Annotated in this window: 17 protein-coding genes and 1 tRNA gene; 4 read left to right on the top strand and 14 right to left on the bottom strand. The window is 37.0% G+C overall.

Annotated features, from left to right (window positions below; genetic code table 11):
• Nucleotides 1–29 precede the first annotated feature (29 nt).
• Nucleotides 30–1,961 carry a penicillin-binding transpeptidase domain-containing protein gene (locus tag KQI71_RS04440; RefSeq protein WP_216434450.1) on the bottom strand — a complete coding sequence of 644 codons (1,932 nt, stop codon included), beginning with the start codon at nt 1,959–1,961 and terminating at the stop codon, nt 30–32.
• Nucleotides 1,962–2,076: 115 nt separating this feature from the next.
• Here KQI71_RS04440 and KQI71_RS04435 point away from each other — a divergent pair, with 115 nt between their 5' ends.
• Complete coding sequence (locus KQI71_RS04435) at nt 2,077–2,739, top strand: TetR/AcrR family transcriptional regulator (protein ID WP_216434448.1); 663 nt, start codon at nt 2,077–2,079, stop codon at nt 2,737–2,739.
• Here the strand turns inward: KQI71_RS04435 and KQI71_RS04430 are convergent.
• The gene (locus KQI71_RS04430) at nt 2,736–3,548 is read right to left on the bottom strand and encodes a carbon-nitrogen hydrolase family protein (protein WP_216434446.1); all 813 of its coding nucleotides are present in this window, start codon (nt 3,546–3,548) and stop codon (nt 2,736–2,738) included. The genes KQI71_RS04435 and KQI71_RS04430 overlap by 4 nt on opposite strands.
• A gap of 71 nt (nt 3,549–3,619) precedes the next feature.
• Nucleotides 3,620–3,692 (bottom strand) — tRNA-Lys (locus KQI71_RS04425).
• Nucleotides 3,693–3,850: 158 nt separating this feature from the next.
• On the opposite strand from KQI71_RS04425, the gene KQI71_RS04420 reads away from it, so the two are divergent.
• A complete protein-coding gene (locus KQI71_RS04420; protein WP_216434445.1) occupies nt 3,851–5,029 on the top strand; it encodes an AI-2E family transporter in 1,179 nt (392 codons plus the stop codon).
• Nucleotides 5,030–5,132: 103 nt separating this feature from the next.
• Here KQI71_RS04420 and KQI71_RS04415 read toward each other — a convergent pair whose 3' ends face one another.
• The 3 genes from KQI71_RS04415 to trmB form a co-directional block, all read right to left on the bottom strand.
• The gene (locus KQI71_RS04415; protein ID WP_216434443.1) at nt 5,133–6,920 is read right to left on the bottom strand and encodes an ABC-F family ATP-binding cassette domain-containing protein; all 1,788 of its coding nucleotides are present in this window, start codon (nt 6,918–6,920) and stop codon (nt 5,133–5,135) included.
• A gap of 73 nt (nt 6,921–6,993) precedes the next feature.
• Entirely contained in the window at nt 6,994–7,311 is a 318-nt protein-coding gene (trxA, locus tag KQI71_RS04410) for a thioredoxin (protein ID WP_216434441.1), read from the bottom strand.
• Between the two features lie 161 nt (nt 7,312–7,472).
• Nucleotides 7,473–8,132, bottom strand: coding sequence for a tRNA (guanosine(46)-N7)-methyltransferase TrmB (gene trmB, locus KQI71_RS04405; protein ID WP_216434440.1), 660 nt, complete (start codon nt 8,130–8,132; stop codon nt 7,473–7,475).
• Nucleotides 8,133–8,235: 103 nt separating this feature from the next.
• Here trmB and KQI71_RS04400 point away from each other — a divergent pair, with 103 nt between their 5' ends.
• Nucleotides 8,236–8,685 (top strand): CYTH domain-containing protein, encoded by a 450-nt coding sequence (locus KQI71_RS04400; protein WP_216434438.1) that lies wholly within the window; start codon nt 8,236–8,238, stop codon nt 8,683–8,685.
• Between the two features lie 49 nt (nt 8,686–8,734).
• Here the strand turns inward: KQI71_RS04400 and KQI71_RS04395 are convergent, their stop codons facing one another.
• A complete protein-coding gene (locus tag KQI71_RS04395) occupies nt 8,735–9,883 on the bottom strand; it encodes an iron-containing alcohol dehydrogenase (RefSeq protein WP_216434436.1) in 1,149 nt (382 codons plus the stop codon).
• Between the two features lie 393 nt (nt 9,884–10,276).
• Between KQI71_RS04395 and KQI71_RS04390 the strand changes: the two genes are divergently transcribed.
• Nucleotides 10,277–12,700, top strand: a complete 2,424-nt coding sequence (locus tag KQI71_RS04390) for a cation-translocating P-type ATPase (protein WP_216434435.1) — start codon at nt 10,277–10,279, stop codon at nt 12,698–12,700.
• 29 nt (nt 12,701–12,729) lie between these two features.
• On the opposite strand, the gene atpC is transcribed toward KQI71_RS04390, so the two are convergent.
• The 7 genes from atpC to atpE are packed head-to-tail and all read right to left on the bottom strand — an operon-like array spanning nt 12,730 to nt 18,298.
• Nucleotides 12,730–13,134 (bottom strand): ATP synthase F1 subunit epsilon, encoded by a 405-nt coding sequence (gene atpC, locus KQI71_RS04385; RefSeq protein WP_216434433.1) that lies wholly within the window; start codon nt 13,132–13,134, stop codon nt 12,730–12,732.
• A 5-nt stretch (nt 13,135–13,139) separates the two neighbouring features.
• Nucleotides 13,140–14,543, bottom strand: a complete 1,404-nt coding sequence (atpD, locus tag KQI71_RS04380; protein WP_216434431.1) for a F0F1 ATP synthase subunit beta — start codon at nt 14,541–14,543, stop codon at nt 13,140–13,142.
• Nucleotides 14,544–14,557: 14 nt separating this feature from the next.
• Nucleotides 14,558–15,415: an ATP synthase F1 subunit gamma gene (gene atpG, locus KQI71_RS04375; RefSeq protein WP_216434429.1), complete on the bottom strand. Its 858-nt coding sequence runs from the start codon at nt 15,413–15,415 to the stop codon at nt 14,558–14,560.
• Nucleotides 15,416–15,426: 11 nt separating this feature from the next.
• Entirely contained in the window at nt 15,427–16,935 is a 1,509-nt protein-coding gene (gene atpA, locus KQI71_RS04370; protein ID WP_216434427.1) for a F0F1 ATP synthase subunit alpha, read from the bottom strand.
• 22 nt (nt 16,936–16,957) lie between these two features.
• Nucleotides 16,958–17,503 (bottom strand): ATP synthase F1 subunit delta, encoded by a 546-nt coding sequence (gene atpH, locus KQI71_RS04365; protein ID WP_216434424.1) that lies wholly within the window; start codon nt 17,501–17,503, stop codon nt 16,958–16,960.
• Entirely contained in the window at nt 17,488–18,009 is a 522-nt protein-coding gene (gene atpF / locus KQI71_RS04360) for a F0F1 ATP synthase subunit B (RefSeq protein WP_216434422.1), read from the bottom strand. Before atpF ends, atpH begins: the two co-directional genes overlap by 16 nt.
• A 25-nt stretch (nt 18,010–18,034) precedes the next feature.
• Entirely contained in the window at nt 18,035–18,298 is a 264-nt protein-coding gene (gene atpE, locus KQI71_RS04355) for an ATP synthase F0 subunit C (protein WP_216434420.1), read from the bottom strand.
• Between the last annotated feature and the right edge of the window lie 64 nt (nt 18,299–18,362).

Genomic DNA, 18,362 nt, shown 5'->3' with positions numbered 1-18,362 from the left:
GTGATACAATGGTAATCAAAAGAAGAAACCTACTGCATATAGCTTTCCAATATTTTCTTCGTTTTTGCAACCACATAACCACTTCCTCCACGTTTTTTTACATCTTCTGTCATTGATACAAGTTCCAGTGATTTATCTGCTTTTTTCGTAATCGTCACAAACCATCCTATTTCTGTTCCCTTTGTATCTCCTTGTGATGCCTTAATTTCTGCCGTTCCCGTCTTACCGGCAATCTTAAGGTCAGAAGTCTGGGCTGCTCTTCCTGTACCATGTGGACTTTCTACAACTTGAACCATATCTTTATAAATCGTATCTACTGCACTCTTTGAGAAAACAGATGATTTCCATATTTTCTTTTTTAAATCTTCTGTCTTGATCAACTGCGGTTGCAGCATATTTCCTTGATTATAAAATGCAGAATAAATTGCTGCCATATGAACAGGATTCACAAGCATTTGTCCTTGTCCATAACCGCTATCCGCCAGTTGTATTTCAGAGGTAATGCCATTTCCTCCATAAGAAGATGGTGTAAGACCGAATGGAAAAGAAATATTTTCCCGAAATCCAATGGCTTCCAATTGTTTCTCAAATGTATCTTTTCCAATCTTTAATGCTGCTTTTGCAAAGTAAATATTATCTGAATAAATTAACGCATTTCTTAGATTATGATTTGCATAGTTATGGAGCGTTGTTACATAATATCCTCCCCAGCTTCCATCTTTACGCCATCTAGTTCCATTGTTTCCAAAATCATCCGATGCTTTAAATTTATTCTGAGTCAAACCAATTGCTCCAACGATTGGTTTCATCGATGAACCTGGACTCCAAATTCCTTTAAAACGATTTTGCATTGGATGATCTTTATTTTTTACAATTGCTTTCCACTGATCATGATTCATACCAAGTGACAATGCCTGATTGTCATAAGACGGCGTACTCACCAAAGCAAGAATCTCACCTGTTTTTGGGTTCATAGCAACATGGGCACTTTTATCTTTTTTATACTGATCATAAATTTTCTTTTGAAGTGTTCCATCAATGGTTGTTTGAATATCCTGCCCATTTTCTTCTGCCTTAATTGCAATTTTTTCTTTCATGCTCCCTTTGGAGTCTTGGATATAAATCATTTTTCCATCAGTGCCGCGCAATTTTTCATCATAAAGTTTTTCCAGTCCAGTCTTTCCTTCTCCATTTTGTGCATATCCAACCAAATGTGCTGCAGCTTCTCCCATAGGATAAACTCTGTCTTTACTTTTAGAAACCATAATACCCGCAATATCAAGAATTTCTTCAGGATATTCGTCTGTCTTACAAATTGGAACAAAAGAACCTTTTTTCACCCATTTCTGTTGAATCTGCTTTTGAATTTCTTTTTCTGACATTTTTAGAAGTTTTGCTGTCTTCTTCACGGTATCTTTTTTCATTTTTCCAGGAACAATCCCTATCGCATAAATCGTTCCCTGGCCAGCAAGTGTCCTTCCTTTACGATCTGTAATTTCCCCTCGATCTGCTTCCAATATTTTAATTCTTATTTTATCTGTGGAAGCCAATCCTGGAAAGATAACGGAATCATCCCACTCCAATTTCCATCTGTGTTTTTCTTTTTGAAATCGAACCCTCTCACTAAAACGAATCGTTCCAGCACAAGAATCCATAGAAAGGCGATAGCCTACCACTGGCTCTCTTTTTTTTGTTGTAAGAGAAACCTGAAGATTTTTCATAGAAATTCCTTCGTATATCTTTTCATTTCGTTCAATAAATGCTTTTCTTGAAATACTGTCTTGACTCTGTTGATCCAACATATCATACATTTTATCGTAATCTCCATTTTCCAGACATTTCATATAATTTAAAAGTGCCCCTCCTGGGCTACTTGCAATATTATTCTTATAAAACAAAAATGCACCCGCCGCTGCTATGACTAATGCCACTGCCAGCAAAACTCTTTTTAATATTTGCATTTTCAAAGCTCCTTTCTACTTTCAAATTCTACCTTCTTCTATTTTAACAGGTATTTTAAATGATTGCATCTTTATCCTAAAAAAATATGTTATACTTTAGAAAAGGAGAATGATCATGACAAAATCTTACAACACTGGAAGACATACAAAACAACAAATTTTACAGACAAGTATTCACCTATTTTACGAACAAGGTATTCAGGAAACAACATTTGATCATATCTGTGAAAAAGCAGATATTAATCGTGCTATGATTGCCTATTATTTTAAAAACAAAGATTCTTTATCTATTGCTGTCTATGAAGAAGTATGGTCGGGAATTTCAAGAATTTTATGGCAGATTCTAACCTCTCTGGAGCCAGAAATACGCCATTATGCCTATTTTTTCTTTTCCCATCATCTTCTAATAGACTCTCATTACGCAAGATTTTTAATGGAACTTCACTGCCATCATTTTCACAATCAAAAGATCATAGAAGGGAAAAAACTTTTCTGGAAATCTATTACCGACAAACACTGCGAAATCAATCAAAAGGATTTATCCATCCTTTTTCAGATGGATTGTGGAATTGAAAAAGAAATCATCCAAATGATGTATCATCAACCAGATATAGCATACTGCAACCATATTGTCTCAATGGAATTATTTATGATTCTTGGCTATATCGGATATAAAAAAGAAGAAATTCAGTCTCTGATCGATCGTACACTTAAAAGCATTTGTCATTACGAACTTAAAATTGAAAATGACTTTAAACTTCTTGTTGAAAAAATTTAACGTTCTTTTAAAAATACAGAATATAAATCAGTACGACGATTCTTAAACACCGGATTTTCATGTCGTACTTTTTTTATTTTCTCAGAATCGAACTCACAGAAAAGTAATTCCTCTCTTTCTTTTCCTTCCAAAATTTTCTCTCCCAAAGGCCCAAATCCAAGACTTCGTCCCATATAATGTTCTTCACTAAAGTGACAACATCCAAAAACGAACATTTCATTTTCAATTGCTCTTGCCCGAAGTAACGTTTCCCATGCAAGAAATTTTCCTTCTCCCTTCACCCATGCTGATGGATAAATCATAACCTCTGCCCCATATAATGCTGCAATTCTTGCAGTTTCTGGAAATCGAAGATCATAACAAACACTAATACCAAGAACTCCTATAGGCGTCCTTAATGGAAGGAACATTTTTTCTCCTTTTATTGTATCGGTTGATTCTTGCCATGTATATGCGTCAAACAAATGGTTCTTACGGTAAATTGCTTTTTGTACCGCATGATCATCAAGAATAACCGTTGTATTATAACTCTTTCCTTCCTGGATTGAATCTTCATTCATACTAAAGACTGTCCATATATGATATTTTTCTGCTAATCTTTTCATTTCTGATACAAAAGGGCCATAAAGAGTTTGTGCTCCTTTATGATAGTTGACTCTTTTTGCAGGATAATACATCATAAAGTATTCCGGAAATACAATCATATCTGCTCCTTGCTCACTGGCTCTTTTCATCCATTGCTCTGCCTTCTTTAAATTTTCTTCCCAGCACTCTGAAGAAGTTATTTGTGCCAATGCCAGTCTTGCCATAAAAATCCCGTTCCTTTCTATAAAAGAAAAAGCACCATCCCCGGTGCTTCAACCAAAAACAGTGCTTTCAGTACGCGATGAGGGGTTCGAACCCTCGACACCCTGATTAAGAGTCAGGTGCTCTACCAACTGAGCTAATCACGCATATTTATTCACTTTTCAAGGGGTTTGCTCCCTTGACGCAAGATTTATTATATATGATTCTCTCAAAGAATGCAAGTACTTTTTTTATTTTTTTTAACTTGTACTTCTTTTGGATAGAATTTATAATAATGAGAGTAAGAAAAAAAGGAGAAACTTATATGGCTGGAAATCATAAATTTGAATCAAATAAAAAATATTTTACCATCAGCATCTACTCAATTGCTGTTATTTTAATTGGATGTATTATCTTCCGTTTCGTTACACAATGGGATATTACAAAGAAATTATTGTCGGAACTTTGGGGAACTTTATTTCCATTCTTTATGGGATTTTTAATTGCATATATTTTAAATCCAGTTATTTCTTTTTTTCATAACAAACTGTTTTACCGACTCCTTCCGGAAAAGGCAAAAAAGTTTTCCAGAGGTTGTTCTATTATATTTAGTTATCTTCTGTTTCTTGGTGGCGTAGTCATTTGTTTGATTTTTATCATTCCACAATTAGTCGAAAGCATTCAAGAACTGGCAGAACAGGTTCCTGACATTTATAAAATGATCGGTAAATTTGTTACCCACTATAAGGCAACAAGTACAAATGTGCTTTCCCCCGAAATTGTAAAAATTTTAGAAACAAAAGTACTTCCAAAAATTATGAATATTTCCAATGGTCTTTTAACCCAGTTAATTCCATGGATTTATGCGATGACTTTATCTTTTGCAAAATGGTTGTTTAATATTTTTATCGCTTTAATTGTATCGATTTATATGACAGCAGATAAAAAAATCCTAAAAACAGCTATGAAAAAAATGATTCTTGCCATTTTTAACAAAAAACGTGCAGCTTCTATTTTAAAAACATGCAAAGATTGTCACAAAATCTTTTCTGGATTTATCGTAGGAAAATCACTAGACTCCCTAATCATTGGAATCTTATGTTTTGTTTTAATGACAATTCTTGGTCTTCCTTATACGGTATTAATTAGCGTTATCGTTGGTATTACCAATATGATTCCTTACTTCGGACCTTTTATCGGTGCTATTCCTGGCGCATTTATTCTTTTTATCGCAAGTCCGATGAAAGCTCTTATTTTTATCATCATGGTATTCATACTTCAACAGTTTGACGGATTAATTCTTGGTCCAAAAATTCTTGGAGATTCAACTGGTGTCCGACCACTTTTGATTCTCTTCTCTATTACCGTTGGAGGCGCCTATTTTGGTCCACTTGGAATGTTCCTTGGTGTTCCATTTTTCGCATGCATCCAATATTTAATAGAAAATTGGGTCAACTATCGTCTGTACCAAAAGCAAATTTCTATCGAAAATACAAAATTATAAAAAGCTCAAAAAACTTTAAATAAAAACAACCAGTAAGTCACATACTTTTATTCTAATTTCTTGTTACTTTTCTGGTTGTTTTTATATGATTGACTTTTATGTTTTATGATTGCTGTTCTATTTTTTCTGCCAAATCATTTAAGTATACCCAACGATCCATTTTTTCATCTAGTTCTTCCTGAGTCTTATCTTTTTCCGTTGTCAATTCAGCTAATTTCCCTGAATTTGTTGCATTTGCCATAATTTCTCCATCCAGTTGTTCCAATTTCTCTTCTAATGCTACAATATCATCATCAATTGTTTCAAATTCTTTTTGTTCTTTAAAAGTAAACTTCAACTTCTTCTGATGCTCTTTTTGAAATTTTTTTGTTTTTTCGGACTTTAACTCTGTTTTTTGTCCTGAAATTTTTTTATCTTTGGTTTTTTCAAGATAATCTGTATAGCCGCCCTCATATTGCGTCAATCTTCCATTTTCTTCAAAAACAAAGATACGATTTACAACTCGATCCAAAAAATAACGATCATGTGAAACAGTAATAACGATTCCCTGGAAACTGTCCAAATAATCTTCAAGAATCGTCAATGTTGCAATATCAAGATCATTGGTTGGCTCGTCAAGAATTAAAACATTTGGTGCTTCCATCAAAACCTTTAATAAATATAAACGCCTTTTTTCTCCACCGGAAAGTTTGCCTAGTGGCGTATACTGAAGTTCTGGTGGAAATAAAAATCTTTCCAGCATCTGTGATGCACTTGCCTGTCCTCTGGTTGTCTGGATGTACTCTGCTGTATTTTTAATATAATCAATCACACGAATATTTTCTTCCATCTGTGCATTTTCCTGTGCAAAATATCCGATTTTTACTGTATCTCCTATGATAATCTCACCTTCATCTGGTGAAAGAATGCCCATAATCATCTTCATTAGTGTCGACTTTCCACAACCATTTGGTCCAATAAAGCCAAGGCGGTCATCTCTTAATACAATATAAGAAAAATCACGAATGAATTCTCTTCCTTCAAATCCTTTGGAAATATGATCAAATTCAATCGTCTTTTTTCCAAGACGGCTACTTACCGAGTCTATTTCAACATCCTGTTTTATCTGTGGCCCTTTTGCATTTTTCAAAGCTTCAAAACGTTCCGTTCTCGCCCTCTGCCTTGTTCCTCTTGCTTTGATTCCCTGTTTCATCCACTCCATTTCCACACGAAGCAGACTCTTTCTTTTTCGTTCAGTTGCTTGTTCCATCTCTTCTCTCTGCACTTTTAATGTAACAAATCCGGAATAATTTGTATCATACTCATACAATTTCCCATGATCGATTTCAACAATTTTATTTGTTACACGGTCGAGAAAATATCGATCATGTGTTACCATAATCAATACCCCTCGGAATTGATTTAAATATGACTCAAGCCATAAAACCATATCATTATCTAAATGGTTTGTTGGTTCATCTAAAATCAAAACTTCCGATGGATCAACCAATGTTCTTGCAAGTGCAATTCTCTTTCTCTGTCCTCCGGATAGATGTTGTGTTTTTTCATCAAAATCATAAATTCCTAGCTTTGTAAGAATTGTTTTTGCCTCACTTTGTGCTTTCTGATCTTGATGATTTTTTCCTTCCATAACATATTGCAAAATGCTTGGATTCCCATGAAATTCCGGATTTTGCGGAAGATAGGAAATCCGTGTGCCATTCGAATAAATGACCTCTCCACTGTCTGTTTCCTCAAGTCCTGCAATGATCTTAAGTAATGTTGTTTTTCCGGTTCCATTAACACCAATAATACCTATTTTATCCTCCTGATGAATTCCAAGAGAAACATCATCAAAAATCACCTTTTCTCCATAAATTTTGCTGATGTGCTCAACGTTTAATATATTCATATAATTATTCTCCTGTTTTTCTTTTCAAAAGAAAAAAGCCCTGATCTACTCAGAGCCTTTTTCCGTTTCGTGTCTATAATAATTTCTCAATCGCTTCTGTCAGCGTTTCTTTTGGAACACCTCCGATGATCTTATCTGCAACCTGACCGTCTTTGAACAAAAGAAATGTCGGCACAGACATGATTTTATATTGTGCTGTCAGTTCTGGATCCTGATCAATATCCAGTTTCCCAACTTTTACTTTTCCTTCATAATCCGCTGCGATTTCTTCAATGACAGGTCCCATCATCTTACATGGCCCACACCATGTTGCAAACATATCAACCAAAACAGGTTCTTTTGCATTCAAAACTTCTTCCTGAAAATTTTCCTTCGTAAATTTATATTCCATAATGTAATCTCCTATCTTCTGCACAAACATTTTTCTGCTTCATGAAGTGAACGAAAAAATTTGCAGATCCAATGATAAATACATGGATGTTGATAAAGAAATAAGCAAATATTTCTTTGACATTTTCCTGGTTTCATTCTTATATTACCACTTTTTCTTTATCATATGCAACTATCTTCCAGACGATGACGATATGCACTCAAACGGCAAATGGGATTACCTTTTGCAGAAAATTTTTCCTCATATTCTGTCATAACATTTCCTTCATTATATTCACTGTTATGAAGATCATAAGTATAATCTTTTAAAATCCATCCAGCTTCTTTTACCTGTTCCAGAGAAAAATCGAACAGCTCTCTGTTATCCGTTTTAAACATAACATATCCATCTGTTGCCAGGATATGATCATATCTTTCTAAAAATCTTGTAGAAGTCAAACGCCTTTTTGCATGACGGTCTTTTGGCCATGGATCTGAAAAATTCAGATAAATCCGATCCACTTCTCCATGATCAAAAACATTTTCAATATCTTCTGCATCCATACGAATCAGACGAAGATTATCTCCTTCAAAATCTTCCGTTTTTTCTATCGCACGCACTAATACACTAGAATATTTTTCAATTCCAATATAATTAATCTGTGGGTTTCTTTTTGCCATTTCTAAAATAAATTTTCCTTTTCCCATCCCTACTTCAATATGAATCGGATGATCATTTTCAAATTCCTGTGACCATTTTCCTTTATATTCTTGCGGATTTTGAATTGAATAATCGCTTTCAATGATCATTTCTCTCGCCCCTGGTACATTTCTCAATCGCATAATTTTCTCAAATTCTCCTTGCTTTTGTTTTTTCTCAAATCCTTTGTTGATTATATCATAGACGCTGGTTATAATAAAGAAAAAGAAAACGGAGGAAATTCCCATGGAAATCGAACGTAAATTTATTGTCCACAATCTCCCTGAAAACCTTGATAGCTATCCACATTCTGAAATTGAACAGGGATATTTGTGCATGGAACCAGTCATTCGCATACGCCGCATTAATAAACAATATATTCTGACTTATAAATCCAAAGGACTTCTCGCACGTGCTGAAACTGAATTTCCTCTGGATAAACAAGCTTACGAACATCTACTGCCAAAAACAGATGGCATTCTGATTCAGAAAACTCGTTATAAGATTCCAGACAGCCACGGATATCTAATAGAGCTCGATGTTTTTCACGGCGAATATGAAGGACTCATCATGGCGGAAGTTGAATTTCCAAATAAAGAATCAGCTCTTGAATACGATGGTCCTGAATGGTTTGATGATGAAGTCACTTTCGATCCTCGTTATCAAAATAATAATCTCGCAAACCGTAATTCTTAGTTCAAGAATAAAAGGGATCGGAAGCATTGTGATATGCTTCCGATCTCTTTTATTTTTTATATAATCTTGTAAAAATATCAATAAAATCTTGCTTATCAAATAATACCGGATTATCTTCCGTCTCAGATGCCTCTGCTGCCGTTGTCGCTAATCGCTCAAAATCTTTTGGATCTACAACATCCAGTTCAGAAAACTTTGGAATATTCAACCTCCTACATAACATTTCCATATAATCAACTCCGGCCATTGCGGCTTGTTGTGTTGTCATTCCTTCTGTGTGAACACCAAGTGCTCTAGCAACATCCGCATATTTTTGTGGTGCTCCTGGTATACTTAATCGACTGACTTCTGGAAGCATCATTGCATTGGCAACTCCATGAGGAATATCATAATATCCACCAAGTGCTTCTGCAATCGAATGTACAGAAGCCACATCTGAATTTCCAAATGCTGCACCTGCCATACAGCTTGCCGCCATCATTTTTACATAGGCTTCATTACTACTGTTTTCAACGGCTTCCGTCAAACTTTCTCCAATCAAACGGATCGCATAAATTGCCAACGCATCAGTAAATGGATTTGCTGCTTTACAAACATACGCTTCCACAGCATGCGTTAGTGCATCAATTCCTGTAGATGCTAGAATTTTTTTTGGCAGATTTACAAGTACGTCCGGATCAAGAATTGCTACTGCTGCACTTACCTCAGGGCCCCAGATACAATCCTTTACCATCGTAACCGTATTATTTACAATAGACTCATGTGTAACCTCACTTCCAGTACCACAAGTTGTCGGTACACAAATCAAAGGCGTAATTTTCTTTTTTAAATTTCCTTCATACCAATCATTACACTTACCACCATTTTCTTTAATTGCTCCAATTGCTTTGGCCGTATCAATCGCAGATCCTCCCCCAACAGCTACTATATAATCGATTTTTTCTTCCGCTGCAAACTTTGCACCGCACTCAATATCCACATCTCTCGGGTTGGGAACAATCTCTGACCATAATACATAATCCATTCCCTCTGCTTTAAAATCCTTAAAGATCGGATCAAGAATCCCTGTTTTCAGTAATGGACCATCGGTAACAATTAATCCTTTTTTTCCAAGTACTTTTCCCTCTTTTGCAACTTTTCTGATGGCACCTTGCTCAAAAACAATTTTTGTCGGCATATAAAATTCAAATCCGCTCATTATCTGATTCCTCCTAATTTTTTCAAGTCTCCCTTGGCATGTTTGTCAAGGCTTTCTTCTCGGAAAATTGCACCAATGAGTCCTTGTTTGCTTCCACTCACAATTTATAGGATATTGGCATCTTATTATTTCCAATAGAAAAATTTACAAAGTTACATTTAGAAAAGAAGAAGTACATTTTTACCTGAAAAAAGTAAAAAGGAGCATTGTGAAAAACACAATGCTCCGTTGCACAGTTTTATCGTATCACCTGTCTCATAGAAAGTCAAATAAAAACCTATGTTCACGAAATTTTCATGGAAAAAGGTGTATAATAAGTATTACTACCCAATCATTCTTTGTTTTTTTAATCTACAGAAACAAGTCGCATAAGAAACATAAGGGAGCTGCAACATGAAGAATATAAAAAAAGAAACAAAAGAGGATTATAATATAGAGAAAACACCCATCAAACGTTTAGAACCTGACTATCAGACAGGTCTTACCAATCAACAGGTTAACGAACGAAAAATTTGTGGCTGGGCTAATTTTAATGTAGATCCGCCTGCTCAAACTGTTCAAGAGATCATTCATGAAAATGTATTTACATATTTCAATCTGATCTTCGCCATCCTAGCAGTCCTTCTCTGCCTCGTTGGATCTTTTCGCGATCTTACTTTTCTTCCTATTATTATTATAAATACACTTATCGGTATCATTCAAGAAATTCGTGCAAAAGAAACTTTAGATAAATTGAATATGTTAAATGCTCCACATGCCAATGTCGTTCGCAATGGAGAAATGATCCATATCGACTCGGAAAATCTTGTAATTGATGACATTGTTATTTTTAAATCTGGCGATCAGATTTGTGCGGATTCTATCGTCGTCAATGGTCAAGTGAAGGCGAATGAATCTCTCCTAACTGGAGAATCTGACGAAATTGAGAAAAAAACTGGAGATTCCCTAATGTCTGGAAGTTTTGTCGTTGCAGGAGAGTGCTATGCCCGACTAACTAGTGTTGGAGCTGATTCTTATATTTCCAAACTAACATTGGAAGCAAAATCTATGCAAAAAGGAGAACCATCTGAAATGATTCGTTCTCTGGATCGCCTTGTTAAATTTGTCGGTGTTGCACTGATTCCAATTGGAATTATTTTATTTGTACAAAGTTTTTTCCTAAATCATGAAACTTTTTCTGAAAGTGTTACTTCTATGGTGGCTGCTGTAATTGGAATGATTCCAGAAGGTCTTTATCTTCTTGCAAGCATGGCTCTTGCTGTAAGCTCGATGCGCCTTGCAAAAAAGAAAGTACTCCTTCATGATATGCGAAGCATTGAAACCCTGGCTCGTGTCAATGTATTATGCGTTGACAAAACTGGTACAATTACAGAAAATACTATGCAAGTAAAAAAACTAGTTCCAACAAGAAAATATGACTCAACCAAAATGCCAGAACTTTCTCACTTAGTTGGTGATTTTGTAACAGCTATCAGCAACGATAATAGTACAATGGATGCCTTAAAAAAGTATTTTACAAAAACAACAGGAAAAAAAGCACTCGGCATTACTCCATTTACATCTGCTACGAAATATAGTGGTGTAACTTTTGAAGAAAAATCTTATGTTCTTGGAGCACCCGAATTTGTATTACGAGAAGACTTTTCTCTTTTTGAAAAAGACATTCGCTCCTATGCTCAAAAGGGATACCGTGTTCTTGTTTTTGGTGAATATAATCATACATTAACTGGCGAAGCATTAACCGAACCTGTTCTTCCTCTTGGTTATATTCTTCTTGCAAATCCAATTCGAAAAGAAGCTCCTGAAACCTTTGCCTATTTTGCAAAACAAGGAGTTGACGTAAAAGTAATTTCAGGGGATAATCCTCTCACTGTATCAGAAGTTGCAAAAGATGCTGGCATTTTAAATGCAGATAAATACATTGATTCTACTACTTTGAAAACAGAAGAAGACATCACCAATGCTATTACAAAATATACTGTCTTTGGCCGTGTGACTCCTGCTCAAAAGCGGCAATTTGTACAAGCTTTAAAAGCTCAGGGAAAAACTGTTGCTATGACTGGAGATGGAGTAAACGACGTACTTGCATTAAAAGATGCAGATTGCAGTATTGCTATGGCATCCGGAAGTGACGCTGCAGCTCAGGCTTCACAGCTTGTACTACTGGATTCTAATTTTTCCTGTATGCCATCTGTTGTTATGGAAGGAAGACGAGTTGTCAATAACATTCAGCGTTCCGCAAGTCTTTTCCTTGTAAAAAATATTTTTTCTTTCTTGATGTCTTTGCTTTCTGCTGTTTTAATGATTACTTATCCACTGGAGCCATCTCAGATTTCACTAATCAGCATGTTTACGATTGGAATTCCAGGATTTTTTCTCGCATTCCAACCAAACAAAGATATCATCAAAGGACACTTTATTACAAATGTAATTCTAAAGGCATTACCAGCAGGAATTACGGATTTGATCGCTGTTGCAGCCCTTGTTATATGCGGACCACTATTTCATATTCCATCCAGCGATATTTCTACAGCTGCAACTTTGTTACTTGCAGTCGTAGGATTTATGATTCTTTATTCTATCTGCCGCCCATTAAACCATTTTCGAGCTGCTGTTTTTATTCTTTCAATCCTCGGACTGATCGCCTGCAGTATTTTCCTGCCAAAATTATTTGCATTGACTGGTATGTCCATCCCATGCATCATTTTATTTATTATTTTTTCTCTTGCGACACAGCCAGTTCTTTATTTACTAACCAAGATCACAAAAAAATCGCGAGAATTATATAAAAAAATTAAAATCAAAAAAGCTGCATAGTTCTCAGCCTATGCAGCTTTTTGTCTTTTTCACTCTATTAACTTTTCCCTTACAAGTGCCCTTCGCATTGCCATTTCCGCACGTACCAAATCAACTTGTTCTTGTTTTTCATTGAGTCTTTTCTGTGCCCGCTCTTTTGATTGTCGCACACGATCAGCATCAATCTCTTCGGGCCATTCAATCACTTCTGCAAGAATATTCATGGAATCTTGTGTAATTTCCAAAAATCCTTTCATTAAAGCAGCTTGTTTCTTTGTCCCATCACTTTCCGTAACCGTTAAGATTCCTGGCGCGATGATCATAGTCATTGGAATATGTTTTGGATAAATTCCAACTTCTCCTTCTGTCGTTGTAAGCTCCACCATACTTACATCACCCTGATAAAAAATCCTCTCTGGGGTAATGATTTCCAATTTCATTAAATTCTCTGCCATGTGGATCACCTGCTTTTTTGTGCTGCACGCTCTACAACTTCTTCAATACTTCCTGCATTCAGAAACATTCCTTCTGGAATATCATCATGTTTTCCTTCGAGAATTTCTTTAAATCCCTGGATTGTATCATTTAAAGATACATACTGTCCCGGTTTTCCGGTAAACTGTTCTGCTACGAAAAATGGCTGCGATAAAAATCTCTGTACTTTTCTTGCACGATCAACAATCAGCTTTTCATCTTCTGATAATTCATCCATTCCAAGAATTGCAATAATATCCTGAAGTTCTTTGTATCGCTGCAGGATTTCCTGCACACCTCTTGCTACTTGATAATGCTCTTCTCCTACAATTTTAGGATCCAAAATTCTTGATGTAGATTCCAATGGATCTACGGCAGGATAAATTCCCATCTCTGAAATTGAGCGAGATAATACTGTTGTTGCATCCAAATGTGCAAATGTTGTTGCTGGTGCTGGATCCGTAAGGTCATCGGCTGGTACATATACTGCCTGCACAGAAGTAATAGAACCATTTTTTGTCGATGTAATACGTTCCTGTAATGCCCCCATTTCCGTCTGTAGAGTAGGCTGGTACCCTACCGCACTCGGCACACGTCCAAGCAGCGCGGATACTTCCGATCCAGCCTGTGTAAAACGGAAAATATTATCAATAAATAATAATACATCCTTTCCTCCCTGATCACGGAAATCTTCTGCGATTGTAAGTCCAGTAAGTCCAACGCGCATACGCGCTCCAGGTGGTTCATTCATCTGTCCAAATACCATCGCCGTTTTATCTATAACTCCAGATTCACTCATTTCATAATAGAGGTCGTTTCCCTCTCGTGTTCTTTCCCCTACACCAGTAAACACAGAGTATCCTCCATGTTCTGTTGCAATATTTCTTATCAGTTCCTGAATCAACACAGTTTTTCCTACGCCGGCTCCTCCAAACAACCCGATCTTTCCACCTTTCTGATATGGACAAAGAAGATCGACAACTTTGATTCCTGTTTCTAATACTTCTGTTTCTGTGGATTGTTCACTGAATTTTGGTGCCGGTCTGTGAATAGGAAGTCTGCGTACATCTTTCGGTGCCGGTTTATTGTCAATTGGTTCACCAAGCACATTGAAAATACGGCCAAGAGTTGCCTCGCCAACCGGAACCGAAATTGGACCGCCTTCTGAAATTGCTTCCATTCCTCTTACCAATCCATCGGTAGGTCCCATGGCAATGCAGCGAACGGTATCATCTCCCAGATGCTGTGCTACTTCCACAACAAGAGTTTCTCCATCTCTTGTTTCAATTCGAATTGCATCGTGAATTTCCGGTAGCTCTCCCTCATGAAATTTAATATCCAGGACCGCACCAATTACCTGCGTAATCTTTCCTGTATGATTATCTGCCATCTCATTTCCTCCTACTATTCATTCAGTGCCTCCGCTCCTGAAATAATTTCTGTCAGTTCCTGTGTGATTGCTCCCTGTCTTGCACGGTTATAAGCAAGATCTAATGTTGAGATCATTTCCTCCGCATTACTTGTTGCAGAATCCATTGCCTGCATTCTTGCACCGTTTTCACTTGCCACTGATGTTACAAATGCTCCATATATCATACTGCAGATGTACTTTGGAATAAGCATAGATAGTGCCTCTTCCGCTGTTGGTTCATAATTCATCAGTGTCTTTTCCCCTTCTTTTCCTTCTTCTGCCGATATTTCCACAGGAAGTAATTTGATTAATTTTGGTATATGCACAACCGTATTTTTAAATTCCGTATATGCCAAATAAATTTCTCCAATTTCTCCATCTTCAAAAGCTTTTAGGACTTTTTCTCCGAGAATTCTTGCATCCTCATAAGATGGCTCATTAATCATCTCCGAATCATCCGATGCAATGTGATATCCACGATTTGCAAGAACTTCCATTGCCTTATGACCAACAGCATAAATATCAACATCTTTTTTGTTCCATTTACTATCTCTGATCATCCTTACAATATTATTATTATATCCTCCCGCAAGTCCGCGATTTGATGATACGGTAATGATTGCCTTTTTATCAGATGCTCCTGTACTCAAATATGGATGTTCTATATTGGCTGACCCTGCAAGAATCGATGATATCGTCTCATGCATCTTGTGAAAATACGGCAGAGACTCTTCTGCTTTTTGCTTTGCATGCTGCAGTTTTACCGTGGAGACAAGTTTCATTGCCTTGGTGATCTGTTCGGTACTCTCAATACTGGTTTTTCGTCTTTTAATATCAATCATTGATGCCATGACGTATCACCCTACTTTCCAAAAGAACGTTTGCATTCACCAATAGCTTCTATTAATTTCGTTTCTATTTCTTCTTCGATTACTTTTGTATTCGCAATTGATTCAAAAATCTCTGGATATTTTGTATCAATGAGTTCAAACAATTGTTTTTCGAAATCTAGAACCTGCTCTGTCTTAAGATCAAGCAAATGTTTTTTTACTGCTGCATAAATGATCACAACTTGTTTTTCTACTGCCAATGGCTGATACTGCGGTTGTTTTAGCACTTCACGGATTCTCTCTCCTTGTGCTAACCTTTCTTTCGTATCATCATCAAGCTCAGAACCAAACTGAGCAAAGGCTGCTAGTTCCCTGTACTGGGCAAGATCTGTACGAATTGGGCCTGCAATACTTTTCATTGCCTTAATCTGTGCGGAACCTCCAACACGTGATACAGAAAGTCCTGCATTAATTGCTGGGCGGAATCCTGCATGAAACATTTCGGTTTCCAGATAAATCTGCCCATCTGTAATCGAGATAACATTGGTTGGAATATAGGCAGATACATCCCCCGCCTGCGTTTCAATAATCGGAAGTGCCGTTAACGAACCTCCTCCAAGTTCATCCGATAAACGTGCTGCTCTTTCTAATAATCTTGAATGAAGATAGAAGACATCTCCCGGATAAGCTTCTCGTCCAGGTGGTCTTCGAAGAAGCAAAGATAAGGTACGATAAGCTGCTGCATGTTTGCTTAAGTCATCATATATAATTAATGCATCTTCTCCTTTTTCCATCCATTCTTCACCAATCGCACAACCTGCGTATGGTGCAATATATTGAAGTGGTGCAAGCTCACTTGCTGTTGATGCAACAATCGTTGTATATTCCATAGCACCATGTTCTTCTAATATTTTTACAATATTTGCCACGGTAGAAGCTTTCTGCCCAATGGCAACATAAATACAATGTACTCCCTGACCTTTCTGATTGATAATTGTATCAATCGCAATCGCTGTTTTCCCAGTCTGACGGTCTCCGATGATTAGCTCACGCTGTCCTCTTCCAATCGGCACCATAGCATCGATCGCCTTGATCCCAGTCTGAATCGGTGTATCAACGGATTTTCTTGAAATAACACCGGACGCAACACGTTCAATTGGACGATGTTTCTTTGTTTCAATCGGTCCTTTTTCATCGATTGGCTGCCCAAGAGCATTGACAACACGTCCTGCCAAGGCATCTCCTACCGGAACTTCTACAACACGCCCTGTTGTTTTTACGGTATCACCTTCATTGATATTTTTCTGGTTTCCTAATAATACTGCTCCTACATTATCTTCTTCCAGATTCAATACCATTCCATATACGCCGCCCGGAAATTCCAGCAATTCACCCTGCATGGCCTTTTCAAGTCCATAAATTCTGGCAATTCCATCAGCTACTTGTATGACCGTTCCAACATCAGAAGTTTCAAGCTTTACCGAGTACTGCTTCATCTGCTCTTTGATCACTGAGCTGATTTCTTCTGGTCTTAAATTCATAGAGGGCTCTCTCCCTTCTGTTTTATCGTGATATTCCTGACAAATAATCTCCCATAGAAGTCAATTTCGTTCGTATGGAACTATCCACAATTCGGTTATCCATTCGAAGAATCAATCCTCCTATGATTGATACATCTGTCTTATAAGAAATTTCCAGATCCTGATAGTCGGATCCTCCGAGCACTTTCTCTCGGATTTTCTTTTTTTGTTCCTCTGATAATGGAATGGCAGATGTTACTTCAAGACATCCGATTCCAAGCAGCTTCCTAATTCGCTCTATAATATAATCAAGGATTCCATCCATTTCTCTGCTACGGCCTTTACGGATAATGATCCTTAAAAAGCCTACCATATCATCTGAAACATTTCCTTTCCATATTGTTTCTATGGTTTTCATTTTTTCTTCTTTTGTAATCTGCGGGTGATGCAAAAAACGTTTCAACTCTTCATTAGAACGAAGTACTTCTCTTACAGTTTTTGTCTCTTCCATCGCCTTTTCAAGCTGTTTTTCTTCAAGCTTCAGATTGACATAGGCATCCCCATAGATTCTGCTTACTTTTGAAGCCATGTCTGATCACCCATTTCTTTTAAAGTCGCATCAACCAGTGAATCTTGTTCTTCTTCTGTAATCTTCTCTGCAATGATCTTCCCTGCCATCATTACGGCAACTTGAACCATTTCTTTTTTCATCTGATCTTGCACTTTGGCTTTCTGAAGTTCAATTTCATGATCTGCACGGGCAATTCGTCTGGCTGCTTCTTCTTTCGCTTCCTGAACGATTTCTTCCTCTCTCTTTAAGGCCTTTTTTCTTGCCTGTGTCAAAATCTCATCCGCTTCTTTTTCAATATTTTTTATTTTTCCCTCGTATTCCGCTCTTAATCTGGCCGCTTCTTCCTGATCTTTCTGTGCCTGATCCAGTTGTCCTGCAACTTTTTTCTTTCGATCTTCCAGTATCTTTCGAACCGGCTCAAACAAAAGGTACGAAAGCAGCACAAACATAATCAATATGGCAATTGCCTCAAAGATCACATCAAAGCCAAGCTGAATATCGAGTCCAAATATCCTTCCGTCCACGCCTTGGCCTCCCTTCGGCTATATTTTAAAGCTTTCCGATTAATGGATTTGCATATAATAAAATCAGACCGATAACAAGACCATAAAGACCCGTTGTCTCTGCAACGGCCTGCCCGAGCAACATTGTAGATGTAATATCTCCCTTTGCTCCCGGATTACGTCCTACTGCAGATGCGCCCTGCCCAGCTGCGTATCCCTGTCCAACACCAGGTCCAATACCTGCAATCAATGCCAACCCGGCTCCAATGGCAGAGCACCCTAATACAAATGCTTCACTTGAAATATTCATTCTTTTTTCCTCCTGTTTTTTCCGAATAAATATGTGTCATAAATTCACGCAGTCTTCATAGAAA

This window comes from Anaerostipes sp. MSJ-23 (assembly GCF_018918155.1).
Taxonomy (GTDB): domain Bacteria; phylum Bacillota; class Clostridia; order Lachnospirales; family Lachnospiraceae; genus Anaerostipes.
The sequence above is the reverse complement of the archived record's forward strand: the minus strand, read 5'-3'. Positions and strand labels throughout refer to the sequence as shown.